Annotated in this window: 30 protein-coding genes and 1 tRNA gene; 27 read left to right on the top strand and 4 right to left on the bottom strand. The window is 49.0% G+C overall.

The genetic code is table 11. The features are described 5' to 3' along the window. Window positions 1–57 precede the first annotated feature (57 nt). The 21 genes from csrA to Pan161_RS03810 all read left to right on the top strand — a co-directional run bounded on the left by csrA (window position 58) and on the right by Pan161_RS03810 (window position 16,293). Window positions 58–291 carry a carbon storage regulator CsrA gene (csrA, locus tag Pan161_RS03710; protein WP_145224244.1) on the top strand — a complete coding sequence of 78 codons (234 nt, stop codon included), beginning with the start codon at window positions 58–60 and terminating at the stop codon, window positions 289–291. Between the two features lie 369 nt (window positions 292–660). Then, entirely contained in the window at window positions 661–2,061 is a 1,401-nt protein-coding gene (locus Pan161_RS03715) for a DUF1501 domain-containing protein (RefSeq protein WP_145224245.1), read from the top strand. Window positions 2,062–2,494: 433 nt separating this feature from the next. Continuing rightward, window positions 2,495–3,283 (top strand): hypothetical protein, encoded by a 789-nt coding sequence (locus Pan161_RS03720; RefSeq protein WP_145224246.1) that lies wholly within the window; start codon window positions 2,495–2,497, stop codon window positions 3,281–3,283. 188 nt (window positions 3,284–3,471) lie between these two features. Beyond that, window positions 3,472–3,705, top strand: a complete 234-nt coding sequence (locus Pan161_RS03725; protein WP_145224247.1) for a helix-turn-helix domain-containing protein — start codon at window positions 3,472–3,474, stop codon at window positions 3,703–3,705. 160 nt (window positions 3,706–3,865) lie between these two features. Continuing rightward, on the top strand, window positions 3,866–6,538 hold the full coding sequence (locus Pan161_RS03730) for a DUF3987 domain-containing protein (RefSeq protein WP_145224248.1): 2,673 nt from the start codon (window positions 3,866–3,868) through the stop codon (window positions 6,536–6,538). Between the two features lie 77 nt (window positions 6,539–6,615). After that, on the top strand, window positions 6,616–6,990 hold the full coding sequence (locus Pan161_RS03735) for a hypothetical protein (protein WP_145224249.1): 375 nt from the start codon (window positions 6,616–6,618) through the stop codon (window positions 6,988–6,990). Window positions 6,991–7,044: 54 nt separating this feature from the next. Further along, complete coding sequence (locus Pan161_RS03740; RefSeq protein ID WP_145224250.1) at window positions 7,045–7,299, top strand: hypothetical protein; 255 nt, start codon at window positions 7,045–7,047, stop codon at window positions 7,297–7,299. 195 nt (window positions 7,300–7,494) lie between these two features. Then, entirely contained in the window at window positions 7,495–7,953 is a 459-nt protein-coding gene (locus tag Pan161_RS03745; protein WP_145224251.1) for a terminase small subunit, read from the top strand. Between the two features lie 183 nt (window positions 7,954–8,136). Beyond that, a complete protein-coding gene (locus tag Pan161_RS03750; protein WP_145224252.1) occupies window positions 8,137–8,562 on the top strand; it encodes a helix-turn-helix domain-containing protein in 426 nt (141 codons plus the stop codon). A gap of 116 nt (window positions 8,563–8,678) precedes the next feature. Next, window positions 8,679–8,963, top strand: a complete 285-nt coding sequence (locus Pan161_RS03755) for a hypothetical protein (RefSeq protein ID WP_145224253.1) — start codon at window positions 8,679–8,681, stop codon at window positions 8,961–8,963. 6 nt (window positions 8,964–8,969) lie between these two features. Further along, window positions 8,970–9,167: a MerR family transcriptional regulator gene (locus tag Pan161_RS03760; RefSeq protein WP_145224254.1), complete on the top strand. Its 198-nt coding sequence runs from the start codon at window positions 8,970–8,972 to the stop codon at window positions 9,165–9,167. 86 nt (window positions 9,168–9,253) lie between these two features. After that, complete coding sequence (locus tag Pan161_RS03765) at window positions 9,254–9,796, top strand: hypothetical protein (RefSeq protein ID WP_145224255.1); 543 nt, start codon at window positions 9,254–9,256, stop codon at window positions 9,794–9,796. 11 nt (window positions 9,797–9,807) lie between these two features. Continuing rightward, entirely contained in the window at window positions 9,808–10,263 is a 456-nt protein-coding gene (locus tag Pan161_RS03770; RefSeq protein WP_145224256.1) for a hypothetical protein, read from the top strand. A 112-nt stretch (window positions 10,264–10,375) separates the two neighbouring features. Further along, window positions 10,376–10,855, top strand: a complete 480-nt coding sequence (locus Pan161_RS03775; protein ID WP_145224257.1) for a hypothetical protein — start codon at window positions 10,376–10,378, stop codon at window positions 10,853–10,855. A 256-nt stretch (window positions 10,856–11,111) separates the two neighbouring features. Then, window positions 11,112–12,431, top strand: a complete 1,320-nt coding sequence (locus tag Pan161_RS03780; protein WP_145224258.1) for a S49 family peptidase — start codon at window positions 11,112–11,114, stop codon at window positions 12,429–12,431. A 47-nt stretch (window positions 12,432–12,478) separates the two neighbouring features. Further along, on the top strand, window positions 12,479–12,667 hold the full coding sequence (locus tag Pan161_RS03785) for a hypothetical protein (protein WP_145224259.1): 189 nt from the start codon (window positions 12,479–12,481) through the stop codon (window positions 12,665–12,667). Window positions 12,668–12,669: 2 nt separating this feature from the next. Further along, window positions 12,670–12,912: a hypothetical protein gene (locus tag Pan161_RS03790; RefSeq protein WP_145224260.1), complete on the top strand. Its 243-nt coding sequence runs from the start codon at window positions 12,670–12,672 to the stop codon at window positions 12,910–12,912. A 76-nt stretch (window positions 12,913–12,988) separates the two neighbouring features. Continuing rightward, window positions 12,989–13,393, top strand: coding sequence for a hypothetical protein (locus Pan161_RS03795; protein WP_145224261.1), 405 nt, complete (start codon window positions 12,989–12,991; stop codon window positions 13,391–13,393). A gap of 89 nt (window positions 13,394–13,482) precedes the next feature. Further along, window positions 13,483–14,148, top strand: a complete 666-nt coding sequence (locus Pan161_RS03800) for a hypothetical protein (RefSeq protein WP_145224262.1) — start codon at window positions 13,483–13,485, stop codon at window positions 14,146–14,148. Then, window positions 14,138–15,868, top strand: a complete 1,731-nt coding sequence (locus Pan161_RS03805; protein WP_145224263.1) for a hypothetical protein — start codon at window positions 14,138–14,140, stop codon at window positions 15,866–15,868. The genes Pan161_RS03800 and Pan161_RS03805 overlap by 11 nt, the downstream gene beginning before the upstream one ends. Beyond that, entirely contained in the window at window positions 15,868–16,293 is a 426-nt protein-coding gene (locus Pan161_RS03810) for a hypothetical protein (protein ID WP_145224264.1), read from the top strand. The genes Pan161_RS03805 and Pan161_RS03810 overlap by 1 nt, the downstream gene beginning before the upstream one ends. Before the next feature lies 1 nt (window position 16,294). On the opposite strand, the gene Pan161_RS03815 is transcribed toward Pan161_RS03810, so the two are convergent. Further along, window positions 16,295–16,495, bottom strand: coding sequence for a hypothetical protein (locus tag Pan161_RS03815; RefSeq protein ID WP_145224265.1), 201 nt, complete (start codon window positions 16,493–16,495; stop codon window positions 16,295–16,297). A 281-nt stretch (window positions 16,496–16,776) separates the two neighbouring features. Here Pan161_RS03815 and Pan161_RS03820 point away from each other — a divergent pair, with 281 nt between their 5' ends. The 4 genes from Pan161_RS03820 to Pan161_RS03835 all read left to right on the top strand — a co-directional run bounded on the left by Pan161_RS03820 (window position 16,777) and on the right by Pan161_RS03835 (window position 20,329). Next, window positions 16,777–17,607 (top strand): hypothetical protein, encoded by an 831-nt coding sequence (locus tag Pan161_RS03820; RefSeq protein WP_145224266.1) that lies wholly within the window; start codon window positions 16,777–16,779, stop codon window positions 17,605–17,607. Window positions 17,608–17,680: 73 nt separating this feature from the next. Further along, window positions 17,681–18,448 carry a hypothetical protein gene (locus tag Pan161_RS03825; protein WP_145224267.1) on the top strand — a complete coding sequence of 256 codons (768 nt, stop codon included), beginning with the start codon at window positions 17,681–17,683 and terminating at the stop codon, window positions 18,446–18,448. A gap of 167 nt (window positions 18,449–18,615) precedes the next feature. After that, window positions 18,616–19,008: a hypothetical protein gene (locus Pan161_RS03830; protein WP_145224268.1), complete on the top strand. Its 393-nt coding sequence runs from the start codon at window positions 18,616–18,618 to the stop codon at window positions 19,006–19,008. A gap of 157 nt (window positions 19,009–19,165) precedes the next feature. Then, window positions 19,166–20,329 (top strand): tyrosine-type recombinase/integrase, encoded by a 1,164-nt coding sequence (locus Pan161_RS03835; RefSeq protein ID WP_145224269.1) that lies wholly within the window; start codon window positions 19,166–19,168, stop codon window positions 20,327–20,329. 80 nt (window positions 20,330–20,409) lie between these two features. On the opposite strand, the gene Pan161_RS03840 is transcribed toward Pan161_RS03835, so the two are convergent. Beyond that, window positions 20,410–20,483: transfer RNA gene (locus Pan161_RS03840), tRNA-Arg, on the bottom strand. Between the two features lie 300 nt (window positions 20,484–20,783). On the opposite strand from Pan161_RS03840, the gene Pan161_RS03845 reads away from it, so the two are divergent. Next, window positions 20,784–22,439 carry a Na/Pi cotransporter family protein gene (locus Pan161_RS03845; protein WP_232103610.1) on the top strand — a complete coding sequence of 552 codons (1,656 nt, stop codon included), beginning with the start codon at window positions 20,784–20,786 and terminating at the stop codon, window positions 22,437–22,439. Between the two features lie 22 nt (window positions 22,440–22,461). On the opposite strand, the gene Pan161_RS03850 is transcribed toward Pan161_RS03845, so the two are convergent. Further along, on the bottom strand, window positions 22,462–23,562 hold the full coding sequence (locus tag Pan161_RS03850) for an acyl-CoA dehydrogenase family protein (RefSeq protein ID WP_145224271.1): 1,101 nt from the start codon (window positions 23,560–23,562) through the stop codon (window positions 22,462–22,464). A gap of 129 nt (window positions 23,563–23,691) precedes the next feature. Continuing rightward, entirely contained in the window at window positions 23,692–25,014 is a 1,323-nt protein-coding gene (locus Pan161_RS03855) for a hypothetical protein (protein ID WP_145224272.1), read from the bottom strand. A gap of 205 nt (window positions 25,015–25,219) precedes the next feature. On the opposite strand from Pan161_RS03855, the gene Pan161_RS03860 reads away from it, so the two are divergent. After that, a complete protein-coding gene (locus Pan161_RS03860; RefSeq protein WP_145224273.1) occupies window positions 25,220–26,314 on the top strand; it encodes a tetratricopeptide repeat protein in 1,095 nt (364 codons plus the stop codon). Window positions 26,315–26,336 lie beyond the last annotated feature (22 nt).

A 26,336-nucleotide genomic window follows, 5' to 3' on the forward strand; every position in this document is an offset into this window, starting at 1 on the left:
TACAAGATTGTTTCACACACACACTACAATTCCACATTCATTAGAAGGAGTCTACAAATGTTGGTCTTATCCCGCAAAATCAACGAAACGATTCAAATTGGAGACAACATCCAGATCACCATTCTGGAAACCAAAAAAGGAGCCGTTCGTATCGGCATCGCAGCGCCTCGGGAGATTCAGATTTCCCGTCCCGAGCAGGCCAAGCAAACGGTAACTCAGGAAGACTCTACTCAGGAAACAGCGCGGAAAAACTCGCAGTTTTCTCTCGCCTTTTGTGGCACGATTTCCTGATCGGTTCCGCAGATCGGACAGCCAGAGGAAGCGCTCCCGCGCTTTCCTGCTCCTGTCCGGGCGGAGCCCATCCCAAAACCTCCTGATATCCCACCACGACTGAATACACCCGCCGACACCTGGAAATCACTTTCTGAATACGTTCCCGTACTCCCTGTCAGGCCCAAATTGCGCGCCTGCGGGGAAGGGCCAGCGCAGCAAATCTGCTGGAAACCTGTGGACGCATCAATTTTTGCTTGTGTGTATCCTGTAAACCGGCTAGAATCTAAACTTAACAATCCTGTGAAATTCCTGAACCAAAAGCTCCTCCAGGATCTCCCTGAAGTCATTTGATTTTCCTGCCCGTTTCCGCTTGCCAGAGGTAACTCAATGAGTGCTGATCGTTCCGTCTACTGTCCCGGCCCGATGTCACGACGCAGTTTTCTGGAAGCGGGTTACATGGCGCTGGGGGGACTGGGACTCGCCGACCTGCTGCGAACGCGCGCTCTGGCAAATACCGCAGGAACCTCCTCGCACAGCAACGATGATACTGCCGTGATTTTCATCTGGCTGCTCGGCGGTCCCAGTCATATGGAAACGTATGACATGAAACCGAACGCTCCCAGCGACTACCGCGGTCAGCTCAATCCGATCGCAACGAACACACCAGGCATGGAGATTTGCGAGTTGCTGCCTCATCATGCGAAGGTCGCCGACAAATTTTCGATTATCCGTTCGATTTCACATGAAGATTCGCAGCATGCGCGTGGTTCGGTCCGCTTTCTCAGTGGCCGCAAAACAAAGAGTGTCAGTCCCATTTCAGAATTTCCGACAGTCGGGCCCGTTGTTGCCAAAATGCGCGAGCATCGAAAAGTGGGAGTTCCCAACTACGTCGCCAGTTCCGCTCGCGCTTATGGCGGCGGTAGTGCTTATCTTGGTGAATCAGCGATGCCCTTTGTAGTCGGAGGCAATCCGGGTGCCCCGGGCTACAAGGTACCGAATCTGTCCGTTTCAAATACATTGAAAGATCGTCTTGATGATCGACTCGGACTGCTGAAAGCATTTGACAGTTTCCGCCGAGACGTCGATCTGAATGGTTCCATGCAGGCGATGGACAATATCAATCAGCAGGCACTGGGCATGCTGACCAGTGACAAAGCCCGCGCAGCCTTCGATCTATCACAGGAGAGTGACGCCACCCGCGACCGTTACGGTCGGCATAAATGGGGCCAGCGTGCGTTACTCGCGCGACGACTGGTTGAAGCGGGCAGCAGTGTTGTCACCATGTTTATGAATAACCCGGATGTACCCGGCACCCAGAAAAACCGCATCCATGGTAACTGGGATATCCACGCGATCAACGGTGACCTGTATTATGATCTGGGCGTGCGGATGCCCCATTTTGACCGGGCCGTTGCAGCTTTAATAGAAGATATTTATAGTCGCGGTCTCGACAAAAAAGTCATGCTCGTCGTCTCAGGAGAATTCGGCCGGACGCCCCGCATCACAGTCCAACCAGGAACGAAAAGCAAGGTCATGCAGCCAGGCCGCGATCACTGGCCAGGTGCGATGTCCGTTCTGGTCTCCGGCGGCGGTGCTCCCATGGGTCAGGTGATCGGCTCAACGACTGCCAAAGGGGAATACGCCAAAGACAACAAGCTTGATCCGAATGACCTGCTGGCGACCGTCTACCGCTTCCTGGGCATCGACCAGAACCACGAGTTCCTCGACCTCAGCGGCCGCCCCATGCCCATCCTGCCTCACGGCGCACCGATCAAAGAGCTGATCTGAAACACGTAGCATCGCTTGTTGCATCGCTTGTTTCTGAAATACCCCCGGCTGGGCTACTGTTGTTTCACCTAACCATTTTACCTATAATACGTTATGGTAAATTGATTATTGAGGCGACGCATATTCCGACGAATATTCATTTTCACTTTACCGGGTTCAGGGTAGCTCCCTGTTCAGGCTGGTTTATATTGCGTTCTGTTGTCCCGTGATATCGATCAGCCTGCCCGGTGCTTTTAAGGACAGCAGACCGATGAACGATGCAGAGAAACTAGGGAAGCGAGACCAGGCATTCGACGACATTACCCGGGCTGATTTATGGGCGCGTGAATGTATCGGACGTATCAACCAGATCACGCGACACTTCAAATTTCTGACCACAGAATTCTCAGACCCTGACAAAATCTTTTATGGCCCGGTTTACCCGGCAGGAAAGATGTTTGTATCAGAAACAATTGCCGTTAATCGGTTGAAGGAACTATTTGAGAAAGACCATCTTAAACCGATCGGTCTGGAACAGTCGCTAAAGGACTTCAGCAGAGAAGATATCTTTAAGGCCCTGCGACATTACGAGCTAGCAAACGCGCACGACTTGAAGCCTGTTGAATTCCGTGGTGCTTCTCACGTTACTGCCTTGGCTGCGGTCTTTGAGGTTGGCAAGTTTATTGCAAACGAGGTTCTAGGGCATATTCAGTTGCTGTCTGCTTACTGGAAACAGGAAGAAACCAGCGAGGAGCTGGTCAGGCATAACATAACCCAAATTCAAGCAATCGCAAAAATTGCGGCCATGGTTGACGATCCGCTATTAAGGCGGCTTTTATCCCAGATGGAAATGGAGTCAATCCGGGCTGAAAGATGGCTATATGACGTCTACGGGTACGATGGGTACGAGTCTGCAGAACCAGACACAAATCAGACAGAATACACGGTTGATAATGGCCGGTTCATTACATCAACCACTATCAGAAAGACAGTCAGGGAGTTGCGGCAACTGGACCCAGATAACCCCGGCTACAGTTGGTTTCACAGTAAGAAGAAAGGATGGCCCGATCCATCCATAAAACATGGTGAGGGCAACCCTGATGTGTGGAGACTGGAAGACATTCTCGATCATTTAACCCAGACATTCAGCGACGTTGATAAACAGACTTGGATTAACCTCTCGGAGAGTCTGCCGGAAATCGTGGAGAATGATTCAGATTGCACTGAAACAGACGACGAATAAGCAATCTGTAAATAAATTCACCTTCACGAAACCCTTCATTACCCCTTCACTTTTTAATGAAGGGTTCAAACTTAAATGTAAATTGTTGGTGCTGTTGTCTTTGTGTGGTAATGATTGAAATCGCAAGCAGTAAGTTTCTGTATTGCGTTATCTCATACCGTATTTAACCACATATTGAAGGAGAAGCCATGACAACCACACTGCAGGATCAGCCGTTGTTACTCACAGAACGCCAGGTGGCACAGTTACTCAACTGCTGCGAAAAAACAGTCTACACGCTACGCAAAACCGGAAAACTTAATTGTGTCCGTCTTATGAAATCGGTTCGGTATTCACGTGAGGACGTAATGAGTTTCATCGAGGCTCAGACCGAGACAGCAGAAGAAACCCCAGATAATAAAAATAGCCCTGAAGCGGTCTAGACTTCAGGGCTATTGTTTTTCCGTTCGGCAACAAACAGAAAGGAAGCAAGGTATTGATGATAATATCATATGCGCGGAGTAATTCAAGGTCGATTTATGGCATGATGGCCATGAACGGTCTTCAAGTTGTTATCTCTCCTGATTGGATCGGGGGGAAACAATGATAACACCACACTACGACAAAACAGAAGTTGAGGTAAAATCCAGGGGTAGAGGCAGGGAGATTCTGACTCACTTCGGACTATCCCCAGAAGCCTTAGACGGTAAGCATGGCGAGTGTCCCCATTGCGGCGGTAAAGACCGATTCAGGGCAATCGATCCTGATAACGGCGTTCTGTACTGCAATCAGTGTTTCTATGAAAAGAATGGTGATCTGCCTGCAGCGGTTCAATGGATGCTCGGGTGTTCCTTCAGTGAAGCCGTTAATAAAATCGGTGAGTATCTGAACGCGACACCAGCAGCGAAACGGAAGCAGGCAGCACCAAAGAAACCGCCAACCCCGTTTAATGATCAGATCAGGTTCTTAGATCCAGATCCGGCAAAGTTTGCAGAGTGGGCAGACCATAAGTCGCCAGTGTCAGTGGAAGCAATGCAGGATGCAGGTGTGAGGCTTGTTAGCTGGCCGGCAAAGGCTCTGGTGAAGTATCAGCAGGAATGTGTTGCTATTCCTGCCTATCGAACCTCAGACGATCCGTCAGGCTGGATCCTGTACCGTGTTGACGGTCAACCATTTCCAGCCATGAAGGACGGACCGGGCGAACGTAAGACGCATTTACTGCGGGGTTCAAATGATGGTTGGGTGTATCTGGGTGGTCGATCTGCTGTTGAGGCAGCTCATACCATTATCAAGTGTGAGGGGGCAGCTGACATGTTTTCTATCGCTCCCTATCTCCCTGAAGGCGTTATCGCGGTAACAAATACCCATGGGGCAAAGTCTGCTAAGAATTGCCCGATTGATATCTTCACTGGTAAACGCGTTATTGTGATCGGTGACACTGACAAGTCAGGCGTTGACGGTGCTTATTCTCTGGCCGGTGAGGTTCTCCCATATGCCGATGAAGTCAAAGTGATATTCCCTTATGGTGAAATCACAGAATCAAACGGTAGAGATATCAGAGATGAGATGAACGACAACCAGCAGGCCGGTATTGATTATCAGGAGACTGTTGACAGGTTCATTCAGCAGGCAGCAGAGGCCCCAGTCTTTCGACTGCCACAGGATGAACCACAGCAGGACGACACCAGCGACCACAGCGAGGATGACGACCAGGAAGAGTATCAGCCGTTTCCAGTCGACTGTCTGCCTGCCCCAATGCGCGACTATGTGAAAGCGGGTAGGGAATCCCTTAAATGCGATCTGTCTTTTATTGCAGGCCCGCTATTGGTGGTGATTGCTTCCCTGATTGGTGCCTCTCGAGTTCTGAGAATAACGGACGAATGGCGAGTACCGGCTATTCTCTGGCTGGTTACGATTGCCGACAGTGGCAGCATGAAAACACCAACGCAGAGCCTTGCAACAAAACCCCTTTACAAACTGCAGGCCAGAGCACATGCCCAAAACCGGGAAACACTTGAAACCTATAAATTGAACATGGAAATCTACGAAGCCAGACGGAAAGAGTATATCAAGGAACTGGCGAAGGCAGACGGCCCCCCACCAGACGAACCGATAAGGCCAGACGATCCTAAAATCATCAATAAGGTGGCAGGAGATGTGACTATCGAGGCGGTAGCGCCGATGATGAAGAATAACCCGAAGTGCGTAACAATTGTAAATGATGAGTTGTCTAAAATGATCGGGAATCTGAATAAATACAGCGGTGCAAAAGGATCTGACGAAGCCGTTCTATTAGAGGGCTACAACCTAGGCACAATGCAGGTTGCCAGAAAACACGACCCGGTTGATATCTTCGTACCCAATGCAGCAATCTGCATTCTCGGAAATACCCAGCCTCAAATATACAGACGCATGATGAATACCAGCTATCGCGAAAGCGGTTTTATGTCGCGATTCTTGAAGATATACCCCCGTAAAACAATGAAGCAGTTTCCCGGTAAAGGAATACCAGAAGACGTCAAAGAAGCCTTAATGAATCTGGTGGAGTCTCTTGACCTGTTTCAACCTATGGAAAAGGAAGAAGGCGAATATGAACCTATCCCCGTTTATATGACCAACGAAGCACACCAGGCTTACCGGGCGTTCCACCAGTACCACAACGAGGAGGCAGTGAGCCTATCGGGTGATCTGGCTGCAGAATGGTCGAAACTGGAAGAGATACCGGCAAGGCTTGCCCTGATCTTTCATTGTGTCGAGTGTGTTGCTTCGGGTGGAGTGGACGAGAAAGTAAGCCTAGAGACGATGCAGAAGGCCATTGAGCTGACGGACTGGTTTAAATCCGAGTCTTTACGCGTGTACCGTCTATTCGATTCTGAAGGGGATACAGGATCATCACACAACAAAGCAGAGCAACGGCTAGTCAGGTTCATCAGAGATCAGGGCGGCAGTGTATCTGTTCGGGATACTCAGCGGCGTATGAGTTTTAAGACTGCTGACGATACCGAAAGAGCATTAGGCGAGTTGGTTAAAAAAGGCGTAGCCGAATGGGTGAACATTCCAACGAAGAAAAGAGGACGGCCAGCGCGGGGAATTTCGCTCCGACACTCTGACACTCTGACACAATCGGAAAACCCGCTTGATTCTGGCGATTGTGTTTTTACGAAACCACAGGATTCTGATTCGCGACCTATCTCAGAACCACAGATGATACCTGAACAATACGAAGATACAGCGCCTGATGATCTGGGTGAATTCATGGATTTTATGGACGACTAAACAAACGTTTTACGGTGCCTTGCTTATGTCATGGCCGGGCGCTTTTCAATCTCTTTTCGGCAACGGGAGACAGTTAAATGGTAAAGGCAGTATTTCAGATCGAAGTTGAAACAGTGGGTGATCTTATCACGCTTGATGGCATGGAAGGGAAACTACAACGAATGGTCGGTTGTGTGGGGCTGCGGGCGTTATCAGTGAAACAGGTTGATTCTGATCAGGCTGAAAGCGTACAGGCCCGATTGATCGACTGGATAGGTCAACAGGGCGGCAGTGCTTCTGTCAGTGACATTCAACGGGCGTTCGGGTTCGATACCACAGACGACGTTGTAAGGGTGCTGCAGGCATTGGTAGACGGTGGGTGTGGCAGCTGGGTGAATCTCACCATGATTAAACCAGGGCAATCGATACGGGCATTCGAACTGGCTGCCTGCTTTGATCAGGTGGAACAGTAACCGCGCGGCGTTCGTGTGGGGATGCAACAGCACTTTTCAAAAGGAATCAAGGTTATGAGTTCAGCAACAACGGAAAACGAGACAGTAGAGCAGGAAACAGCGGACGGATACATCATTGATCCAGCAGCTGAATTGATAAAAAAACAATTCCATGAATATGTGGATTCAGAATTAAGGAAAGCGGTTGAGTCACTCGCAAAGTGTGAATCGTTATATGCATTGATCGGATGCCCCCAAGTTGACGGTATATCTGTTGCCTTATGTTCGATTCAAAATTTTCAGGAATCATTGAGTGAGTTTGAATTCTGATCGACTGTGAGCGGTAGCCAGCTGGGGGAAGCGGTCTTCTCTGGCTGGTGTCTGCCATCGAACCGGAAGCAATCGAGCGTGAATGATAGCGGTTGAGTGGGTGTCTGGTGTACTTTTGATAGGTTCTTTTTCAGGCAAAACTATAACGCGGCGTGTGGCTTGCATGGCGCAAATTTTCGTCGATAGGGTGTGAAAATGGGTTCGTCTTCTTCTGGTTTGAATGAGCGGTTTGAGGTAGCAACTCAAGCTGAATGCGCGCGGTTTTTCGGTCTGTCTGCTCGGACTATCCAGCTATGGATCAGCGCTGGCTGCCCGGGTGTTAGTGGGTGCTATCCACTGGCTGACATGCTGGAGTGGGCGAAGGTCAACCGTTGGTACAAGTCTTCTGATCCAATGCTGGCCGGTGGTAGCGAGAGTGACAATCTGGAACGCTACAGGGGATTCAGAGCAGACCTCGCAGAGATCGACCTGCAGGAACGGGAATCAACGATGATCAATCCAGCTAAGGTTCGTGATACCTACTTGGGTTCACTCCAGTTTTTCAGGGAGGCAGCAGGACAGCTGACACAACGGTTCGGCAATGGTGCAGGCAAGATCCTATCGGAAGCAATCGAGAATGCAGAGCGACAGGTTGAAAGTGTCAATGAAGAATAAGGACTTACGGCAGGTGGAATGGCAAGGTGTGTACAGAATTCCATGTGTCCTTCTGAACAGTATTAACGCGCGTAGTTTCGCCTTGGCAAAAATCGGTTGCTTAGAATCATTTTCAGGGGCTACACCACCACCATATATCAACTATTTACCAGTAAAGTATCATTTGTTCAGGAGATCAACGAAATGGGAAGACCACAAAAGGAAAGACCAGCATTGCCCCCCGGTATCGTCGGGAGTGTAGACGAGTTGGCAGCGGCAATCGGGGTTCATCGTCGAACTGTCCAGGAATGGAAGGCGAAGCATGATTTTCCCAGTTGGTCGAATGGCCGGTACAACATCGTAAAGGTTGACCGATGGCGACACGGTTACAACTTCATTGAGAACGACAACCCTTCAAGCCTGCTTGACGATATGGACCACAGAACGCAGGCCCTGATTGAGTCTCTGAAGTCTCTCCAGTCAGGCCTAGTTCAGAAGCTGTCAGAGGCTCACCAGGACGATTACGCGTCGATACTCGATGAAGCAATCGGCGGGGCTGTTAAAGACGCGTACAGCGAAGGTGACAGCGATTACTTTTATACAGACTTCTACAAAGGCGAATCAACTTGATACCGTTCCGGCCAGCAGAAAAAAGCGACATCGGGCAAATTCAGTTTTTCGCGAAATAAAAAATCAGGGCATTGAACACCGCCACAAAAACAGTGGAGACAAAAGGAGGTCAACACGTGAGACCAGCAGACGACGAAGCAAGGCAGGTTCCAGAGGGCTTGCTCTCAGAGCCATTGACGCTAAAAGCACTGGCGCAGCTGTTCAAGACGAACCGTAACAAAATGAAATCCATGCTCACACATATGGCCGGTGCTGAACCTTTCGCGGGCAAGTGGCGTGTGCCTCTTATGAAATGCCCCCCTCAGTATTTCACTGACAGAAATATTTCTACTTTCAATGCAATCGAATGCCATCCATTGCACAGGCTGTCTACCGAAAAACAAAAAAATGATGAGAATTGAAAAATCATGAATACCTTACTCAATGAAAACGCGGTCGCTTATTGCCTGCAGACGACACCATCAAAAGTAAAACGATGGGTGAAGACTGCAGGTTTACGAGCGGTGGTACTTCCAGATGGCGAGTATCTGATTGACCGGGCAGACCTGCAGTTGTGGGTGTCTGCTCGTAAGGTTCCTTTACAGGTGGAAGAGATCAGGGCGTAAGGTGTTTTTACTCTGGGGAGAGACAACCATTTTAGACACGGGAGGCAGTAATGCCAGCGACAGCGACAAAAACAAAACGTGAGGAAATGCAGGATGCAGTCAGGAGATTGCCTGATCTGATGGAGGAACGAAAACAGATCCAAGCTGATATCGAGAGTATCGATCGAAGTCTGGCCGTTTGTCGTCCATCGGATGCAGATTTGCAGCTGGTGAAGGATCGATTAGAGACCACCATCGCGAAACGTCGACGCAATGAAGTTGCAATCGATCAGGCGAGTAACAAGTTTCCTCAGACCCTACTTGAAACTTGCCCTGATAAAAGCCTGAATAAAAAACGGCTCGAGTTGTTGCAGGAGAAGAAAACCATGATTGCGGCGGTTGCTGCTGTGAAAAAAGAAATCGAGATCACAGAAACCAATATTGTGCGGACCGAAGACCAAATCCGGCGTGATACTGAATCTAAGAATGTGGATTTGCATACTGATCGAATTGCAGAGTCAAAGGCGACTCTTAGCAGGTTCCGTGAAGTGTTGGAACGCCAGCAGGCAGCGCTTGTATCTGTTCAATCCAGTTCTGACGAAGTGGTTCAGGAAATCCAGCAGGTTAAACAAGAAATGATTTTCGCATAAGGGGAGATGTTGTGAATAACATAAATACCCTCGGTTTTTTTGCTATTTCGGAAATGTCAGACGGATTAACGCCAGCGCAACGGCGGCAATACATCGCAAACCGAAAACAGCAGACTCATGAATATTTAGAAAGCAGAAAACCAATGATATCAGAATTAAAATATGAGAAGCAGTACCAGGCCGATTTAAAAGCAATGGGCGGCAATCTCTCAGTCTCAAAAGAGGATTACATCGCTTCACTCAAGGCCACTGACGCAGGCGGCTTTATTGGCATGGCCGGTGTTGAATACCAGCCAGCAGCGAGCACAGCGACTCTGGAAGCGAAACCAGATCCAATGGACGACAAGTATCGTCAACAGTTCAGAGCTGATAAGGCGGTCTTAGGCGCGCAGCTCACAGCGACTGAAGAAGAATACATCTTTTCTCTTAAAGCGACGGATGCAGGCGGCGTGCTGAATCTTCACTAATACATCATGGCTACCCGGTTTTTTCAGACATTACCGGGTGGCGTTCTCCCTCCTGTCTCACCTTGTAAACTGGTTTTTCGGTGGGGCAGGAGTTTTAAAAGGAATTGTCTGAATGAGCTACACTCCCAGAAACAGACTGACGCAATATTTCGCAGAACTGAAGACCAAGCCAGAGATAGTAAACCTGACCGGGTATGAAGAGATATTTCCTGGCGCTGGCGAGATGGCGATTGTACGCGACTGCAGACAGCTGGGAATCATCATCAGGCGGCATACTCTCACAGGCCGGTTTTATCTTTCTGTTTTTGATCTGGAGAAATGCGAAGTGATTGCCAGCAAAACACCAGCGACAAGAAGCGAATTGATTCTGAACGCGAGGACCATGATTCCCGGTTTTGAATTTGAAGATATCGAAATGGTGGAAGACGTTTCCCCAGTCAGTAACGTAAATCCTCTTTACCTTGAATTGTCAGAGATGCCAGGCGTGAAACTAGGCCAGGTGCATTATTCGTTCGGGGAAAAGATTGTATTAGATATTGCAGGTGTCGAGAGTATCAACCCATGTGAGTTGATCGGGCAGCAGTTATTTTAACTAAGGAGATGCGAGACGTGGAGAAGTACAGATTTTGCGTAGTTGGTCATACCAACCTAGACCCCAAATACAAAACGGTAACGGGTGAGATACTGCAGTTTATTAGAGACAGTGGCCCGATTCAGTGTATCTATCGGCTGACTGATGGCGCTGTCAAACATGCTCAATTATCTGCCATTCGTGTATTTGAAACGGCAGAGGAGGCAGACAAGCTATCGAAGGCCCACAACAGAGCATTAAACAAAGGCGGTGCATAGTGAGTGATCAAATCGACTTGTCTGCAGTGAGTAACGGCATACAAAACATTAGTCAATATTTCGGTGTCTGGGCGGTCGACGATACGCAATTTCTGCAGACGTTCAAGCAGGTTGCCAGTATGGATCTGGTTTCACATGTGAACTCAGGCCCTGCAGTACCTCAGGTATCGTTGACGGTATCCGAACAGGACGAACGGTCAATCGCCATCGTCAACATTTCGGGACTGATGACTAAATACGGCTCGAGTTTAAGCAATGCGGGTTCTACGGTCGCAATCCGGCAGGCAGTACGCAAAGCGGGCAATGACCCGGGCATTGCTGCCATCATTCTGAGAATCGACTCTCCAGGTGGTACGGTGTCGGGAACGGTCGACCTTGCCAACGAAGTGAGAGTGGCCAATACAAAGAAGCCAGTCTACACGTATGCAGAAGACTTAACGGCGTCTGCTGGCTACTGGGTGGGTTCGCAGGCACGCAAGATTTACGCGAATAACAGCACAGCTCAGATCGGCTCTATCGGTACTTACATTGGTACTTATGACTTATCAGGTAAAGCCGAGAAAGAAGGCATTAAGGCAGTGGTGATTAAGTCAGGCAATCTGAAGGGCGGCGGATTTCCGGGCGCTGAGATCACCGAAGAACAGATTAACAACTGGCAGGGAATTGTGAATAAGATTCAGACGCAATTTTCTGCGGCAGTATCCAAGGGGCGTAGACTCTCATTAAGTCGAGTCAACGAGCTGGCAACGGGACAAGTTTATATGGCAGACGACGCGTTGTCGTTTGGACTGATCGACAAGATTGGTAGTTTTAGTGAAATGCTTGCTGATATTCGGGGGACGTTAGCAGGCCAGACCGGAAGGAGAATTTCCGCAATGAGTACAGGTGAATCAATGGCAGCGACAATTGAAGAGATTCAGGCAGCATGCCCGAAAGCAGACGACACGTTTGTTCTCGATGTTTTGAAAAGCGGGCTGACAATTGGCGAAGTAAAAACCCGCTACATCGAAAATTTGAATGCACAGATTGAGATGCGAGAACAGGAGACAGCAGAAGTAAGACAGCACAATGAGACACTGTCGAAGAATGGGCGGCGACCGGGTGTCGATGCTTCCCTGGGTTCCAACGGCAGACCATCACAGAACTACTCTGGCAGTTTTGAAGAGCTGGTACGGGAACTGGTGGAGAGTGGCGAGCAACGGCAGACAGCTGTGATTAAGGCAGCGAAACGCGATCCTCAAGGCCATCGTGAATATCTGATTCAGAACAACCCCGGTTCTAAAATGCAACGTCTGATCAATGAACGATTCGACATGTAGCCTATCGAACCTCTTTCACACAATCACTTATTAAGGAACTCACAATCATGGCGGACATTAGATGTAATTTTGAAAGACTGGTAGACAGTTTTAAGCAGCGGGGAAAGACACACATACAAGCGTCTCAGGCTGCAGCGCGGCAAGACCCCGAAGCACACAAAGAATTCTTACTGGCCAGGAATACAAACCCGGCACAGCGGCAAATCATCGAAAAAGCATATGGAAAGGATGTGTAAGCGTGGAAAAGAAACCTTGCGTAGTTACGTACGACAAAGCGCCTGCAGTTGTAGCGACCCTGATTGATATCGTTGTCATTCAGGATAAAGCCTGCGGCGTGGTGCTGATGCGTGGTGAAACTCACCACGAAGCCAGCGAACTGCAACACTACCCGTTTAATAAAATCAAGGTATTTGACGCGCAGTCTGATGCGATTACAGAAGCCGATCGACTCAATACACCAGCGGAAGCGGTGACCGTTTAAGCCTGCCCGGTTCCCTTGTCTGGTGATCGTATCAGGCAGGGGAATTCCAGCACACAAACCAGAAGGATAAGCAAACATGTTGACTAAAGAAGATTTACCCCATGCCGGACAAATAACAACGGCGACCAGCCAGGGCAATTACATAATTTCAATAGAGGGCAATGACGGCTCGAGTTGTTTTGTCTCAGTCTACCAGATACCAGCTCGGGCGCTGATTGCTGTCAAAGATCCGATTCAGAATGACAAGCTGAATAGCAAGCTCACGATGATGATTCAGGGATTGAATAACCGTGAACATGCCATCGAAAAGAAGTCTGTAGAGTATTACAGTGAGAACGACGTGAATCAGTTCTATCTGTTTGCAGTAGCGCAGGGCGGCAACGTCGACGAAAGCACAGCGACATGCACAAAGCGCAATCTGCATCATGAACAACTGGGATTCTGTAACAAAAAAATGTTTAGCCAGGTTCTGCCTGTCTGATTTTGATAAATGCCCTGTATCCTGTCGTACTGTTTGTGGACCTCCTTTCCCCAGTGCGGCAGGATACTTTTTAAAAGGATTGGTTTAAGATGGCGAGATATCAAGTATTTATTCCACACGATGAATCTCAAAGGCTGGACGACATGCAGCCTGCTGTACCACTGGCGCGCGTTGGTCTGTCTGACATCATCGGCGGTAGTTCGGCTCAACTGTCAGTAGGTCCTGAAGGAAAGAATGGTGTAATCATCAGTTGGACCACAGCGGGCGATACGATTACCGGCTACCATCCAGACGAACAGACGTGGATTCCTGCAGCGCCTTCTGATGAGATGCCAGCAGGCCGGTATCACGTAGGGATCTGGAACGCTAAGAAGCCGATGCCGAAAGAACTACAGCGGCCCAAAATGCACAGAGGACAGTTGCTGGTGCTGGGCGATGGCTGGGAATGGTTGATGCCTAATATAGCCAGCCTTGATAAGGTGATGGTTCTCAGTGAATCTGGGGAATGGGTATTTGAATCCTGTGAGGAATACAAAGAGATTGAGGCAGAGTCTCAGCGATGGCTTGAGATACTGCAGACATTAAGTGAAGGCGACATCTTAAACTGGTCGGATGCGTTCGGTTTTGTTGTCTCTGTTCTGAAAATGAATTACCGGTTGACTGATGAAGTCGTGTCTCATTTAAAACTGTTTAACCAGACTGATATTCTCAAGTCCCTGATTGCGATCTGTGAGGTGCCTGCTTATGTCCGGTAACAATGTTGATATTTCGATAACGGGATCTGATGCGGGAATGATGCAGGTTTGGCAGCGCGAACAGCGGGAAATGCAAAAGAGCATAGACCGTATGGAGAAGCTGTCACGTACCGGCAAGAAAGCCAGTAAGGATACCAAGCGCGGTTTCGATTCTGCCCTGGGATCTGTGAAACAGTTTTCTCACAATCTGCTGGGCACTATTGGTGCGGTCGGTGGTGTAACCTCAGGAATCGCCTTGCTTCGGGCTGAACTGGAAAACCTGCGACGACTCAATAAGAAAGACGCAAATGTACAAGTCCCATTCCAAGACTCGATGGTACAGGCTTATAAAAACTCAGGCGGATTGTTTGAGCCTAAAGAGTTGGAACGCAAAGTGATTGCAATTGAGAAAAAAACTGGTGTGAGCCCTGCCAAGATTGCAGAGGCGATCAGTTCAGCATTTTCTGCAAAGGGACCAAAGAACCAGGCAGAAGCAGAAGACGCGATTAAGTCAACAATTGCGGCCCTGAAGTTTTCACCGAAGATATCAGGCGGTGATCTGGCAGACTTGACCGGCGCGGGTATCGACCTATCAAAACGGTTTGGATTTACCCCTGAACAATCTCTAGGATTCCTGCAGAGTGTTGGCGGACAGGCCCGTGTTGTAGAGCCTAACATGCTCGCAAATAACGCGGCCCCGGCTATTGCGAATTTGTCAAGTTTCGGGAACACGGCTACGGAATCAGGTGCATTGATTGCAGCACTGACGCAGGGAGCGACCGATAAAACGGCTGCCATGACTGGTACTTCTGCTATCTCTCTTGCTGCTCAGTTGAAAGAACGTGGTATCGGCAAAACCACTGCGGAAGGAATCGAACTACTGGCAGCAGACCCAGAGTTGAGAAAACGATTCCTTGAAGGTGGTAAGTTTGACGGAAAGAAACATCCAAAGGCCAGTTTCGAAAAAAATGCGTCAGTCGCCATTCAACAGCTATTTGATCCAGGTTCGGTCACACGTGATGCGTACCTTGGTGCTAAGAACGCGATCGGCGGCAAGAAAGAAGCACAGGCCACATATGATTTAAATGTTAAGGCAGCGGGGATACTGGCCCCTACCAGTGACCTGCGGCGAGAATCAGAAGCAGCGTCAGAAACTGCCTCAATCGGTTCAAAGATATCAGCGCTTAAAGCAGAGTCACGCGACGTAGTTAGCCGTGCTTTAGATGATGCGAAGTATGGTTGGTTTGATCAGAAGTTTCTAAAAACTGAATTTGAGGCAAAACTTTTAACCAGCGACCAGGACCCCCGATTGGTTGCTTCTGAGTTTTTGAAGTTGGAACGAGACCGTAATTTAATGCAAGGCCGGTTTAAAATGGACCGGATGTTACCACAGTCTAGTGGACTATTTGACATTTCCGGCAGTATCCCCGATGCACTAAATCAGAAAGCATTAGAGGGAACGAATTTTCTTTCTAGTGGTTTCCTGAAAATGCCAGAGGAAAAGGGACCACCAGCACACGCGGTTGTGGCAGCTGACAAACTGCAGCGTCAAATTGTGATTCTGCTTGATTCTCTCCAGCGCGACCGAGACCAACAGAAAAAAGCAACTGAAGCAATGGAGGATGTTGCCAAGGCTTTGAAGCAGCAGCCTTCACCAGCGACATCTACAGCAGTTCCACCACCACGCAGACGTGAACCATTCAAGTTACCAGCCGAGAAACTCAACAGGGGGGATCGATAGTGAATACAATAACTTTACCCGACGTGATGTATCCTGACTGGTATCGGGAATTGTTCGCCATCAATGTTCCTGCAGGGTATGCGGCAGCGATCACACGTTGTATTGATCCTGATCAGTATTATCTGAAGTTGATTCACTTCGACAGTGGGACCGTCCAGGCGTTTAAAGATCCTGTCGAAAAGTCAGAACTGTATCGGCTGATATGTGTGGTCTGCCCTGATTTTATTCTCACTGAAACGGAAAACATCACAGATACGGCAGGCCCTGCGATGGCAGGAGACAGCAAAGACTATACGGAACTGATGAAATGGGGCGCGGATGAAATGCAGTTGACCTATGAATTGGACGATGGACCGAAAGCGGTTGAACTGGCGATGGTAACGGGCGTTCCTATCATGGCGATGATGTTTCCAGAACGGAACTGATTCAAGGCGTTTCCTGTTCTGGCTGGAAGACTGTTTTAGCATATTCGATAATGAGAATTATGATGATTCCAACCGGCCCCAATAACAGACAAATCGTCATTGAATACGCTTTATTCCCGGTGCCGATTTCGGACGAGACAAACAAGGCAGGCATGATCCAGAACATTAGAATCAGTACAAGAATACCGGCAAGCATTTCCATTCTGGCGACCCTTTAAAACAGACGGTGAAAGGAATAACCGTACAGTGTACCGGATTTTGTATTGCATTCAACGGGGCGAATTGGTAAAAATGCAATCCCGAAAGCCGTTAAGGCATGAAATACTTAATCCGAAAATCAATGAAATAACAAATAATCTATGCTCTTGCGCAGAGTGGTCTAACCGTGAGGCGACCAAGGCAGCATTTCACTGCCTCGGATCTGTGCGTGAGAGCATAGGTTTTTTGCTTTGTACTTCGGTGCAAGCTGAAAGGTGCCTCATTATGAGCACTACACAAAACCCCTCTTGCGTTTGTGACGTTACGTCCTCTTCTCCAGTTGATCAATTGTTCCAGCGGTCAACCACGTTCCAGGCGGCAGACGTTGCCGAGTCTGTAGCAATCGGCCCGGGCTTCACTGATGAAGTGTTGAAGCTCAGGAGAACGTCACACCTATGGCGAGTCTATTTGGTCAACATTCCAGAGGGATTTGATTCGAAGTCATGGCGAACGGCTCCCCCTCACACAAAGCATTTCAAAACGGCAAGGATGGCGGCCCGTGTTGCGGCGATGCTGAATTGTGAACTGATCGAAAACAGCAAGGATGGTACTGTCAGAACGTGGAATATCCGCATTAAGGCCGGCAGCGGCTACGGTGTTGTTTCCATGGTACTGCGGGATTCTGGAGACTGGACCCCGCGCGATGAATACGACCTACCCCCCGCATTTATCCGTTTGGATGGTGACCGGCAGTATTCAAGGGAAATCGTCGGTCAGTTGAATGCCAAGCTGGAGAACTGCCCACCACAGGAGAAGCGTCTGCGGGCTTACATTGCGCGTTCAATCCATCCCGGTGATATGGAACCATACGAGAAGGAAGCAACACCAGAGCCACAGGCAGTACCTCAGACGGATCCTGCAGAAGATAAGCCGATCAAGCGGTATCAGTTTACCGGCGAGCTGGTTTCTGTCAGCGATCCAGCCAGAACGATTAAGGATGATCCAAAACGGGAAACGGCAGACGCGCTGTTGAACCGTCATGGACTCGAGATCCAGCAGGTTAAAGCAGACCAGCGGGAAAAACGGATTGAACGATTTTTAAGTGAGATGAAGTAAGCGTGATTCTCCCCAGTCTGGCCGGTGCTGGGCTGGGGTTTTCTTTTTGGGCATTATGGGGAAAGGCTTACAGATGACAACCAATAAAAACGCATTACCAAAACGCGGTGAATCATACTTGTATAAAAACGAGGGGAGCGGGGAAGCCGTATCGCTTCGGGCTGGCATTGATGCAGACGTGTATTTTCTCGAGTTGCTTTCCGGTTCACCAGACAGAAAAGCCACTAAGCTGATTATCCGTGAATCAATGGATAGTGAGAACGCAATCACAAACATTCTGAAATTTACAGCAGTTGATTCGCTGTCTGATCTGCAACTGAGTGTCCATGGTGACGAATTCCCACCAGTCACAAGGGATAACCCGGATTATTTCGAAGTGGTCAACCGTGGACATTTAAAGGGATCGTATGAAATTTCCCTGAATGGATCTAATGTCCTTTGTGATGTTGCAGAGGTAACAACTGGAATGGATCTGACAGAAGAGAAATACCTGCCCTGCAGCGGTGAGGAGATAACAGCAGAGTCTGAGGAAATAACGATCACTATTGAAGGGCATGAAGATTCTGGAATGTGTTACCTGACACTGTCTGTTCTGAGTGATTCAGAGATAGCTTTTAAAGACCCTGTACCAAAGGGCAATCTGTTTTTCTATCTAATGGCTGTTCTCCCAGAGATTATCAATCATGAAGTTGTGATTAAGAAACAGCAGTCTGATCACGCAAGTATCGACGGTATTAACTTCAGATATCAAAACGCGGTGCTATCTGAATGTGATATTACGGAATTTGAAATACTGTCTCAGACAGTGGAAGCCTCTCTACTGAATATTTCTAGTCCCTGACTGGGTTTTTCTTCATACCCTTCAGATCGTCACAGTATGCCCTGTATCGCGATGGACCGACAAGACGACGAATACCATTCACAAAAGCGACTATTCAGGGCAGGATTGAAGCAGCAACGGCAGGCAGTACCAGGAACGGCAACAACATTCAACAGAAAGCAGATGAGATGACAAACGCAATATTCAAGATTGAGATTGAGTCCATCGACCCAGACGCGAAGATTGACGACATCGCGAAAGATATTATCAGGCTGGCGCCATCGGCAGGCGTTCGGGTGGTCGACATCGAAGGCTCAAGCGCAAGGGCAAGCAAGATCGTTGATTCCATGCTCCCCACACTGGCAAAGCAGGGAATCATTGACGGTAAGGAGCAGACCCCGGAAGAGATGCAATCAGAGATACATATTCTGATCAGCAAACTGGCGGGGAATCCACTTAAGGAGGATCCAAACCCGGCCATAGATCAGGAATTCATATTGCGACTGCTGGAAGAGATCGAGGCGCAGTTATCCCGGGTGGTTGTGAATCGATCGGTAAAGGTGTCTGAAGAGTGGGAATGATACCGGGTGTCATTTGTACAGAAGCAAGTAGAATCAGAAAACAGCTATGACGTAATGCCATAAAACAAGGCGTTTTTTGCATTGTGTCAGTGTCAGAAAGTGTCAGGACAGAAAAAACAAAAACCAAGGCAGTAGACTAGGCAAGAAAGGTAAAGTTATGGCAAGTGTCTGTAAGCAATCCAGCAACGGAAAACTGAACGGGCGAAAGTCCATCCAGTTTAAAGGGCATGACGGAAAACGGAAAACGTTAAGACTTGGCAAGGTGTCGATGAAAACGGCGGAAGGCGTTCGCGCTCAGGTTGAGCACCTTCTAGCGCATCGCATCACAAAGCATTCTCTTGACCGATCAACGGCCCAATGGTTGACAGAGATCGAACCAGAGTTGCGCAATCGTCTTGTGAGTGTCGGTCTTATTGATGCGCGGGAATCGACCAGACTGGAAGACTACTGTGAAGCGTATTACAAGATGAGAGAGACCGATACCAAGCCAAACACGCAAAAGAAATACCGTAACGCGTTGAATTACATCTATGAATTCTTTACCCGTGAAAAGCTCTTGAAAGATATTACCCCGGGTGATTGCGACGAATGGCGGTTGTGGTTGGTTCAAAAGAAACTGGCAGAGAACACGGTTCGCAAACACTGTGCAGTTGCGAAAGTGTTTTTCAATAACGCAGTCAGAAGAAAGCTGATTGAGGAAAACCCGTTCCAGGATCTGAAAGCAACATCGGTTCCCAACAAATCCCGGGAATACTTCATCACAGCTGAGGAAACGGAAAAGGTGCTCACAGCCTGCCCGGATGCGGAATGGCGGTTGATCGTCGCACTGGCCCGGTATGGTGGCTTGAGAATCCCCTCAGAGCCATACGCGTTACGCTGGAGTGACATCAATTGGGCTGATGATCGGTTTTATGTGTCGAGTCCGAAGACCGAACATCACGAAGGCAAAGAGGGTAGAATGGTGCCATTGTTCCCACAGCTCAGGCCCTATCTTGAGGATTGCAGGGAACTGGCAGAGGATGACGCAGAGTTTGTGATTGTGAAGCACAGACACGGCAGTTGTAACCTGCGCACGACCATGCAGAAGATTGTAAAACGGGCAGGTTTGAACCAGTGGCCGAGACTCTTTCAGAACCTCAGATCATCACGCGAAACAGAGCTGTTGAGCGAGGGTTTTCAACTACAAACGGTTGTTGCATGGCTGGGAAATTCGGCAGTTGTAGCGCTGAAAAACTACTTGCAAGTCAGGGAAGACGACTACAAAAAAGCGACGCAAAATACAGCGCAGTACACTACTGTTAGCAGGGGTGCAGTCGGGTAAATCTTAAATTGATACAGAATGAAATTTCCATAATGCTAAGTGCCTTACTCGACGTTACCCGTTGTTACATAAGGACTTACTACCCCCGGCTGGGCTCGAACCAGCAACCTCTGGCTTCGGAAGCCAGCACTCTATCCAATTGAGCTACGGGGGCTCATCTTTTTACACCTGAACAGGTTTCCCTGTTCCTGTACCTGATTTGGTGTGAACCGGTCTTAGAACGGTCTATGAACTGATTTACCGTCAGAGACTCCAACACACAAGGATCAGCGCCATAATTTTAGTTCTGTCTTGAAAGACAGTCCGTTCGGACCCTTGTATTATTAACAGATCTTCATAATAAATAGGCACAATCTTAACATGAATCAATTCATATGAACACCTGCCAGTTGCCCCGATCAGAATCTTTGGGGGTAAATCCCAATACGATAGGTTCAGAGACACAATGTTTGAAATGACGACCACCCTCATTGGAGGTCTGGGGATCTTCCTCCTGGGAATGAAATACATGTCCCAGGGGCTTCAATCGATTGCCGGCGCCAGTTTGCGGCGGCTGATCGGTGCCGTCACCAATAACCGCATTCTGGCAACACTCGTCGGCTTCCTGGTTACCATCCTGGTCCAGTCCAGTTCTGTGACCACCGTCATGACGGTCGGCTTCGTAAACGGGGGGCTGATGTCTCTGACCCAGGCGATTGGCGTCATCATGGGCGCCAACATCGGGACCACGGTGACAGGCTGGATTCTGGTGCTGAAAATCGGCAAATACGGTCTGCCGATGTTGGGGGTTTCCGCCTTTGTCTACCTGTTTTCAAAAAATGAAAAACTGCGTTACACTGCATTAGCGATCATGGGTGTCGGTATGGTCTTTTTTGGCCTGCAACTCATGAAAGAAGCCTGCGCGTTTCTCAAGGATATGCCAGAATTTAGAGAATGGTTTCTGCAGTTTCAGGCCGACACATTTATAGGTTTATATCAGTGTATGCTCGCGGGCTGCATTTTGACGGTACTCGTACAATCCTCATCTGCAACACTGGGAATTACGATCTCTCTGGCAACAACCGGTTTGATTCCCTTTGAAACGGCAGCCGCTCTGGTTTTGGGTGAGAATATCGGCACCACAGTGACAGCGTTACTGGCTTCCATCGGCACCACCACCAATGCCCGCCGCGCTGCCTATTTCCACTTTCTGTTTAATATTTCCGGTGTCATCTGGATTTCGACGATTTTCTTCTGGTACGTCCAATTTATTCCCTGGATCATAAATGTAGATGTGACACAGACTGCCGTCGTCAATGGAGAAACCATCTATCCCAATGCGGCTCTGGCGATTGCCGCGACCCACTCGGTGTTCAATATCGTCAACACGATTGTATTTCTACCGTTTTCCGGAATGATAGCCACATTTCTTAATCGGATTGTCCATGATCGGTCCCAGGAAATCTCTCATTTGCAAAGTCTGGATATCCGTATTCTGGAAACTCCGGCACTGGCCATTGATCAGTCACGCGGAGAAGTGATTAAAATGGGACTGATGTGTGATGAAATGGCCCAGATTTTATACCGGGTCCTGTCGCAGGAGAAACCGGATCCCGATGATGTCGAGAAGCTGTTTCAGCATGAAGAAGAACTCGACCGGATGCAGGATGAAGTAACCAGCTACATCACCCATCTGCTCGCCATGGATCTGACTCAGGATGTGATTTCCAAAGGACGCTGCCAGTTACGTATGGCGGATGAATATGAATCCATCAGTGACTACCTGCAGCGGATTGCCAAATTCAGGCTGAAATTAAACAAACAGGGCAGGGTCTTTGATGATGTGCATAATCACTCTCTGCTGGATCTGCTCACGATGGTCGAAAAACAGTTGAACCATGTCACCACCGCTTATCAGCAATCTCACACCGACGTTGTTTCCGCCACGATTCGGTCCGGCACGGAAATCAAGCATCGGGTCAAAACGCTGCAGCGAGAACATCTGGACTACCTGTCGGCAGAGAAAGTCGACCCGTATATCAATGTTTCTTACACATCGACGCTGAACGCCCTCAGACGCGTGCGGGACCATGTAATCAATCTGGCAGAAGCACTCGCCGGCGAAAAGTAACGAGCCGCAAGCCTGTATCAGGCTAATCGAGTACGCAGGCAAACTCTTTCATATTGGCATGGACCACCGGCTGCGGGCAGGACCAGACCAGAAAGAACATGGCTTCGCGAATCGCACGCTCGGCGGGATGCCCTTTGACAAAACCGGCTCCTTTGACTGCAGCCAGCAGCGCCTGGGAAGCACGCAGGACCAGTGAGTTTGCTTGCCCGCGAATCTTCTCTGAAAATCCGCCATTGAGGGTTCCGGCTTTGAGGGTCTTGAACATTTCTGCACTGATGCCTTCACATTCGGCATTGAAGGGCTGATAGATTTCCAGCAGATCGGGCCGTTTCACTGCTTCCTCGCCCAGTTTTGCAATCGCCCGTCTGGCGACTCCCAGCGCCAGAGCCGAAGTGGTCAATGAGCCTGCGCCTCCCTGTCCATCGGGGCGTTTCATGACATTCTCGACCGGACCTGCAATCAGAAACTGATCGGGAACGATCACCTGGTTCAGCTTCACAGCGCCGGTTTGAGAGCCTGTCATCGATAACATTTCAATCGGTGACTGAGGATCGACTCCTTCGCAATCAGTCTCGACCAGCGCCAGGATCTGGGTCCCGTCCTGAAAAACGCCCCCGGTAACGATGTAATCTGCATGGACAGCCCCGGTCACCCAGGGCACGAAGCCATCCAGCTTCCAGCCCTCTTTCATTTTCTCAGCAGTCACCGTCGGTTTACTCAAGTGCTGCCTGGAAGTAGTCAGGTGAGAAATCCCGACCGTGGCAAATTTTTCGCCCGCTGCCAGTTCCTGAAAGACGCCCGCTTTCAATTCCGGGTCCTGAGACCAGTTGATCCGCTGACAGGCAGCGTTGAACTGAGTCAGTACGAAGGTGGTGGTCAGGCAGGCCTCGGCGAGTCTGATGTACCCGTAAGTCATCTCCACAGAATTCAAATCGGCCCCGCCGAATTCCCGAGGAACATTCCAGCCCAGAACACCCGCCTGTCTGATCGCATTCCAGGCTTCTGCGGGCCAGCCTGTCTCGGAATCACTGCTTTCAGACAGCTTCGAGATGGTCTGAAGCAGACAGTCAAACTCGTCATGAAATCGTGCTGGTCGGTATAAGTTCAAAGCAGAATCAGTCATCAATCTTCTCGTTGCTGGAATAGTCCGGAAAGCGCCCTGTCATCCAGTCTATAAAAAAAGCCTCATACTCGAAAGTATGAGGCTGATCATCATCTGAATGAAACAGGATCAGGAAACCTGATTCACGTGTTAATTGCAGGTAGGGCAACCTGTTGCACAGGGAGCACAGTCAGGCACCTGAACTGTGATTTTCTTTGCCACCTGTCGACAGACCTGAACCTGAATTTCTTTCTGTACCGTGTAAGGGACGCAGACAGTGAAAGACTGCTGCACGACTTTAGGGACACATTTATAAACGGTCACTTTGCGTGTGCAGGTTTTCTGTTGAGGCACACAGACGGTGAAGTTCACCTGTCGCGTTTTTTCCTCTTTGACGAGCGAGCAGACCTTCACATCACAGGTTCTTGTTTCCTGTCGGCACTTTTGCACCTGGTAGGTGAATTCCTGAGGAACGCATTTCACCTCACAGACTTTAACCATACGGGTCTTAACTTCCTGTTTGCAGAGCTGGATATCATAACTGTATGTTTCAGGCACGCAGACGGTTTCGCAGACCTTGACGGTTCTGGTTTTCCTGACCGGTTTGCAAAGTTGAACTTCATAAGTATAGGGCACCTGTTCGCATTGCTGGCGATAGGAAGTGTACTCTACTTTTTTCTGAACGACTTTGGGAACCCAGACGCGTTGTGTGCAGACGGGTGCACAGGCGGTCTGGCAACAGTCACCACAAGTTCCACAACTACCACATGCCGGAGCAGGGCAAGCTGCTTGAATGGGACGGTCTTCCCAATGCCCCTGATCTTCACAGACAGTGTGATACTGCTTCACGGGGACGCATTTCATCACAGTCCGCATTCCCTGACGCTTTTCCGTGTAAGGTTCATTCACCGTGTATTCCTGAACCACATCTTTCATGACCACTTTCTGAACCTGACGGGTAGCAGTCCGTTTTTCAGTATAGGGGACATTGACCGTATATTGCTGTTCAACATCCTTCCAGAATGTTTTCTTAACCTGACGGACTCCGGTCTGTGTTTCGTAATAAGGCACATTGACCGTGTAAGTTTTTTGAGAGGTCTGCCAGACTGGTTTGCAGACCACGTACTTTTCTTCGCGGGTCCGCACCTCAGGTACCATTACCGTATAAGTATGGTCGACCTCCTGGATCTCAGGAACTTTTTCATAGATTGTGACATTCCGCTGACGTGTCTCCGTGCGATAAGCAGTGCAGTTGACTTTGCGGACTTCGGTGACCATTTCCGGAACCAGTACCGTTCGTTCCACTGTTTTACATGTCGGTTTACATGCGACCGTTGCGCACGGGTTGCAGCCGCTCACACAGGGTGCTGCACTCACACAACACTGCTGTGAGTGACACTTTCCCGCCTGGGCTGCTGATGTCATCATCATGATGGCTCCCACAGCACAGAGTAACTTAAACGTTGGTTTCACTTTCCTCCCCTTTCATGTTGTTTTGAAATTCATGATTCGAAAAAATGAATATTCTCCGTTTTCTAATTCCCTTTAGTTTGGGAAAGAGTCGAACACCAGTATAGAATAACATGTTAATATAGGAATTCTACGAATTATATCAATTATATCGAAAAACTAACAATTCTCCGAAATATGTCGTTAAGTCAATATTGGGCAACCACCTATGAACACAACAATTAAATCCAGCTGGTACAAGCTGACTCTGCTTTTGGCATTCAGTTTATATGCTCATAATTACACTTATCCCGAGCAGCCTGAAATTTTTTCTCAGACGATGATCGTGGCGACCAAAGGGGCTGAGCTCAAGACGGGCAGTGGGGTCTTACGTCAGTTGAACCCGGGGGAAGTCCTGGTCGCGACACAGCGAAACCAGGAATGGCTCTGGATTCCATTACGGGGAGGCTGGATTAGCGCCGCTGACCTGAAAGCACCAGAGGAACTGATTTCTATTCTGGATCAGTTCATTGAGACCAAGCCTACCGCCGAGCGATATCATTTAAGAGGAATTGCTCAACAGGTTCTGAAGAATTATCCCGCAGCGCTAACTGACTTTGCCGCCTCACTGAAACTCAAACCGGAGAATGCCCACATCTATGTCAATCGGGGTAACATCCGACGGCTACAGAGAGAGTACGATCTGGCTCTGGATGACCTGAATCGCGCCGTTCAACTTAATGACAATGATGCCAATGCGTACTACATTCGGGGCCTGATCAGACTGGAACAGAAACAACTGCAGTCCGCAGTAGATGATCTGACGAAAGCAATTCAGCAGAATCCACATATGGTAGCGGCTCTGAATGCCCGTGGAATCACCTATCGCGAATTGAACCAGTTTGATCGAGCGCTGCAGGATTTCAATCAGGCAATCAAAGCCAACAACTTCGTATCCGAAGTATTCAGCAATCGCGCTGCGATTTGGGAACTGCAGGCTCAATTTGAATCCGCGATCAAAGACTATCAACGAGCGCTGGAGCTGAACCCTGCTTCCGCTGTGGCACATAACGATTTGGCCTGGCTGTATGCAACCTGTGCTGAGGAGAAACTTCAAAACCCGGGACTGGCAGTCTCTCATGCTGAAAAAGCGTGTGAACTGACCCGTTTTGAAGACTGGAATCTACTGGACACCATGGCGACCGCATATCAGGCAGACCAGCAGCTGGACAAAGCATCCCGTACTCTCACTCAGGCAATTCAGAAAGCTCCTGATGAGCAGAAAAAAGCGTTAAAAAAGAAACTCGAGAAAATCACTAATTAGTGAAATCAATCTCAAGATTCAC

Source organism: Gimesia algae, assembly GCF_007746795.1.
GTDB classification, from domain to species: Bacteria; Planctomycetota; Planctomycetia; order Planctomycetales; family Planctomycetaceae; genus Gimesia; species Gimesia algae.

Excerpts from the sequence above, each read along its gene's own strand:
- Pan161_RS03730 (WP_145224248.1), top strand. The coding sequence starts at position 3,866 with ATGATAACACCACACTACGACAAAACAGAAGTTGAGGTAAAATCCAGG.
- Pan161_RS03825 (WP_145224267.1), top strand. The coding sequence starts at position 17,681 with ATGACAACCAATAAAAACGCATTACCAAAACGCGGTGAATCATACTTG.
- Pan161_RS03845 (WP_232103610.1), top strand. The coding sequence starts at position 20,784 with ATGACGACCACCCTCATTGGAGGTCTGGGGATCTTCCTCCTGGGAATG.
- Pan161_RS03860 (WP_145224273.1), top strand. The coding sequence starts at position 25,220 with ATGAACACAACAATTAAATCCAGCTGGTACAAGCTGACTCTGCTTTTG.
- Pan161_RS03830 (WP_145224268.1), top strand. The coding sequence starts at position 18,616 with ATGACAAACGCAATATTCAAGATTGAGATTGAGTCCATCGACCCAGAC.
- Pan161_RS03815 (WP_145224265.1), bottom strand. The coding sequence starts at position 16,495 with ATGGAAATGCTTGCCGGTATTCTTGTACTGATTCTAATGTTCTGGATC.
- Pan161_RS03745 (WP_145224251.1), top strand. The coding sequence starts at position 7,495 with ATGGGTTCGTCTTCTTCTGGTTTGAATGAGCGGTTTGAGGTAGCAACT.
- Pan161_RS03735 (WP_145224249.1), top strand. The coding sequence starts at position 6,616 with ATGGTAAAGGCAGTATTTCAGATCGAAGTTGAAACAGTGGGTGATCTT.
- Pan161_RS03800 (WP_145224262.1), top strand. The coding sequence starts at position 13,483 with ATGGCGAGATATCAAGTATTTATTCCACACGATGAATCTCAAAGGCTG.
- Pan161_RS03750 (WP_145224252.1), top strand. The coding sequence starts at position 8,137 with ATGGGAAGACCACAAAAGGAAAGACCAGCATTGCCCCCCGGTATCGTC.
- Pan161_RS03795 (WP_145224261.1), top strand. The coding sequence starts at position 12,989 with ATGTTGACTAAAGAAGATTTACCCCATGCCGGACAAATAACAACGGCG.
- Pan161_RS03850 (WP_145224271.1), bottom strand. The coding sequence starts at position 23,562 with ATGACTGATTCTGCTTTGAACTTATACCGACCAGCACGATTTCATGAC.
- Pan161_RS03740 (WP_145224250.1), top strand. The coding sequence starts at position 7,045 with ATGAGTTCAGCAACAACGGAAAACGAGACAGTAGAGCAGGAAACAGCG.
- Pan161_RS03715 (WP_145224245.1), top strand. The coding sequence starts at position 661 with ATGAGTGCTGATCGTTCCGTCTACTGTCCCGGCCCGATGTCACGACGC.
- Pan161_RS03760 (WP_145224254.1), top strand. The coding sequence starts at position 8,970 with ATGAATACCTTACTCAATGAAAACGCGGTCGCTTATTGCCTGCAGACG.
- Pan161_RS03805 (WP_145224263.1), top strand. The coding sequence starts at position 14,138 with ATGTCCGGTAACAATGTTGATATTTCGATAACGGGATCTGATGCGGGA.
- Pan161_RS03785 (WP_145224259.1), top strand. The coding sequence starts at position 12,479 with ATGGCGGACATTAGATGTAATTTTGAAAGACTGGTAGACAGTTTTAAG.
- Pan161_RS03775 (WP_145224257.1), top strand. The coding sequence starts at position 10,376 with ATGAGCTACACTCCCAGAAACAGACTGACGCAATATTTCGCAGAACTG.
- Pan161_RS03820 (WP_145224266.1), top strand. The coding sequence starts at position 16,777 with ATGAGCACTACACAAAACCCCTCTTGCGTTTGTGACGTTACGTCCTCT.
- Pan161_RS03720 (WP_145224246.1), top strand. The coding sequence starts at position 2,495 with ATGTTTGTATCAGAAACAATTGCCGTTAATCGGTTGAAGGAACTATTT.
- csrA (WP_145224244.1), top strand. The coding sequence starts at position 58 with ATGTTGGTCTTATCCCGCAAAATCAACGAAACGATTCAAATTGGAGAC.
- Pan161_RS03835 (WP_145224269.1), top strand. The coding sequence starts at position 19,166 with ATGGCAAGTGTCTGTAAGCAATCCAGCAACGGAAAACTGAACGGGCGA.
- Pan161_RS03725 (WP_145224247.1), top strand. The coding sequence starts at position 3,472 with ATGACAACCACACTGCAGGATCAGCCGTTGTTACTCACAGAACGCCAG.
- Pan161_RS03765 (WP_145224255.1), top strand. The coding sequence starts at position 9,254 with ATGCAGGATGCAGTCAGGAGATTGCCTGATCTGATGGAGGAACGAAAA.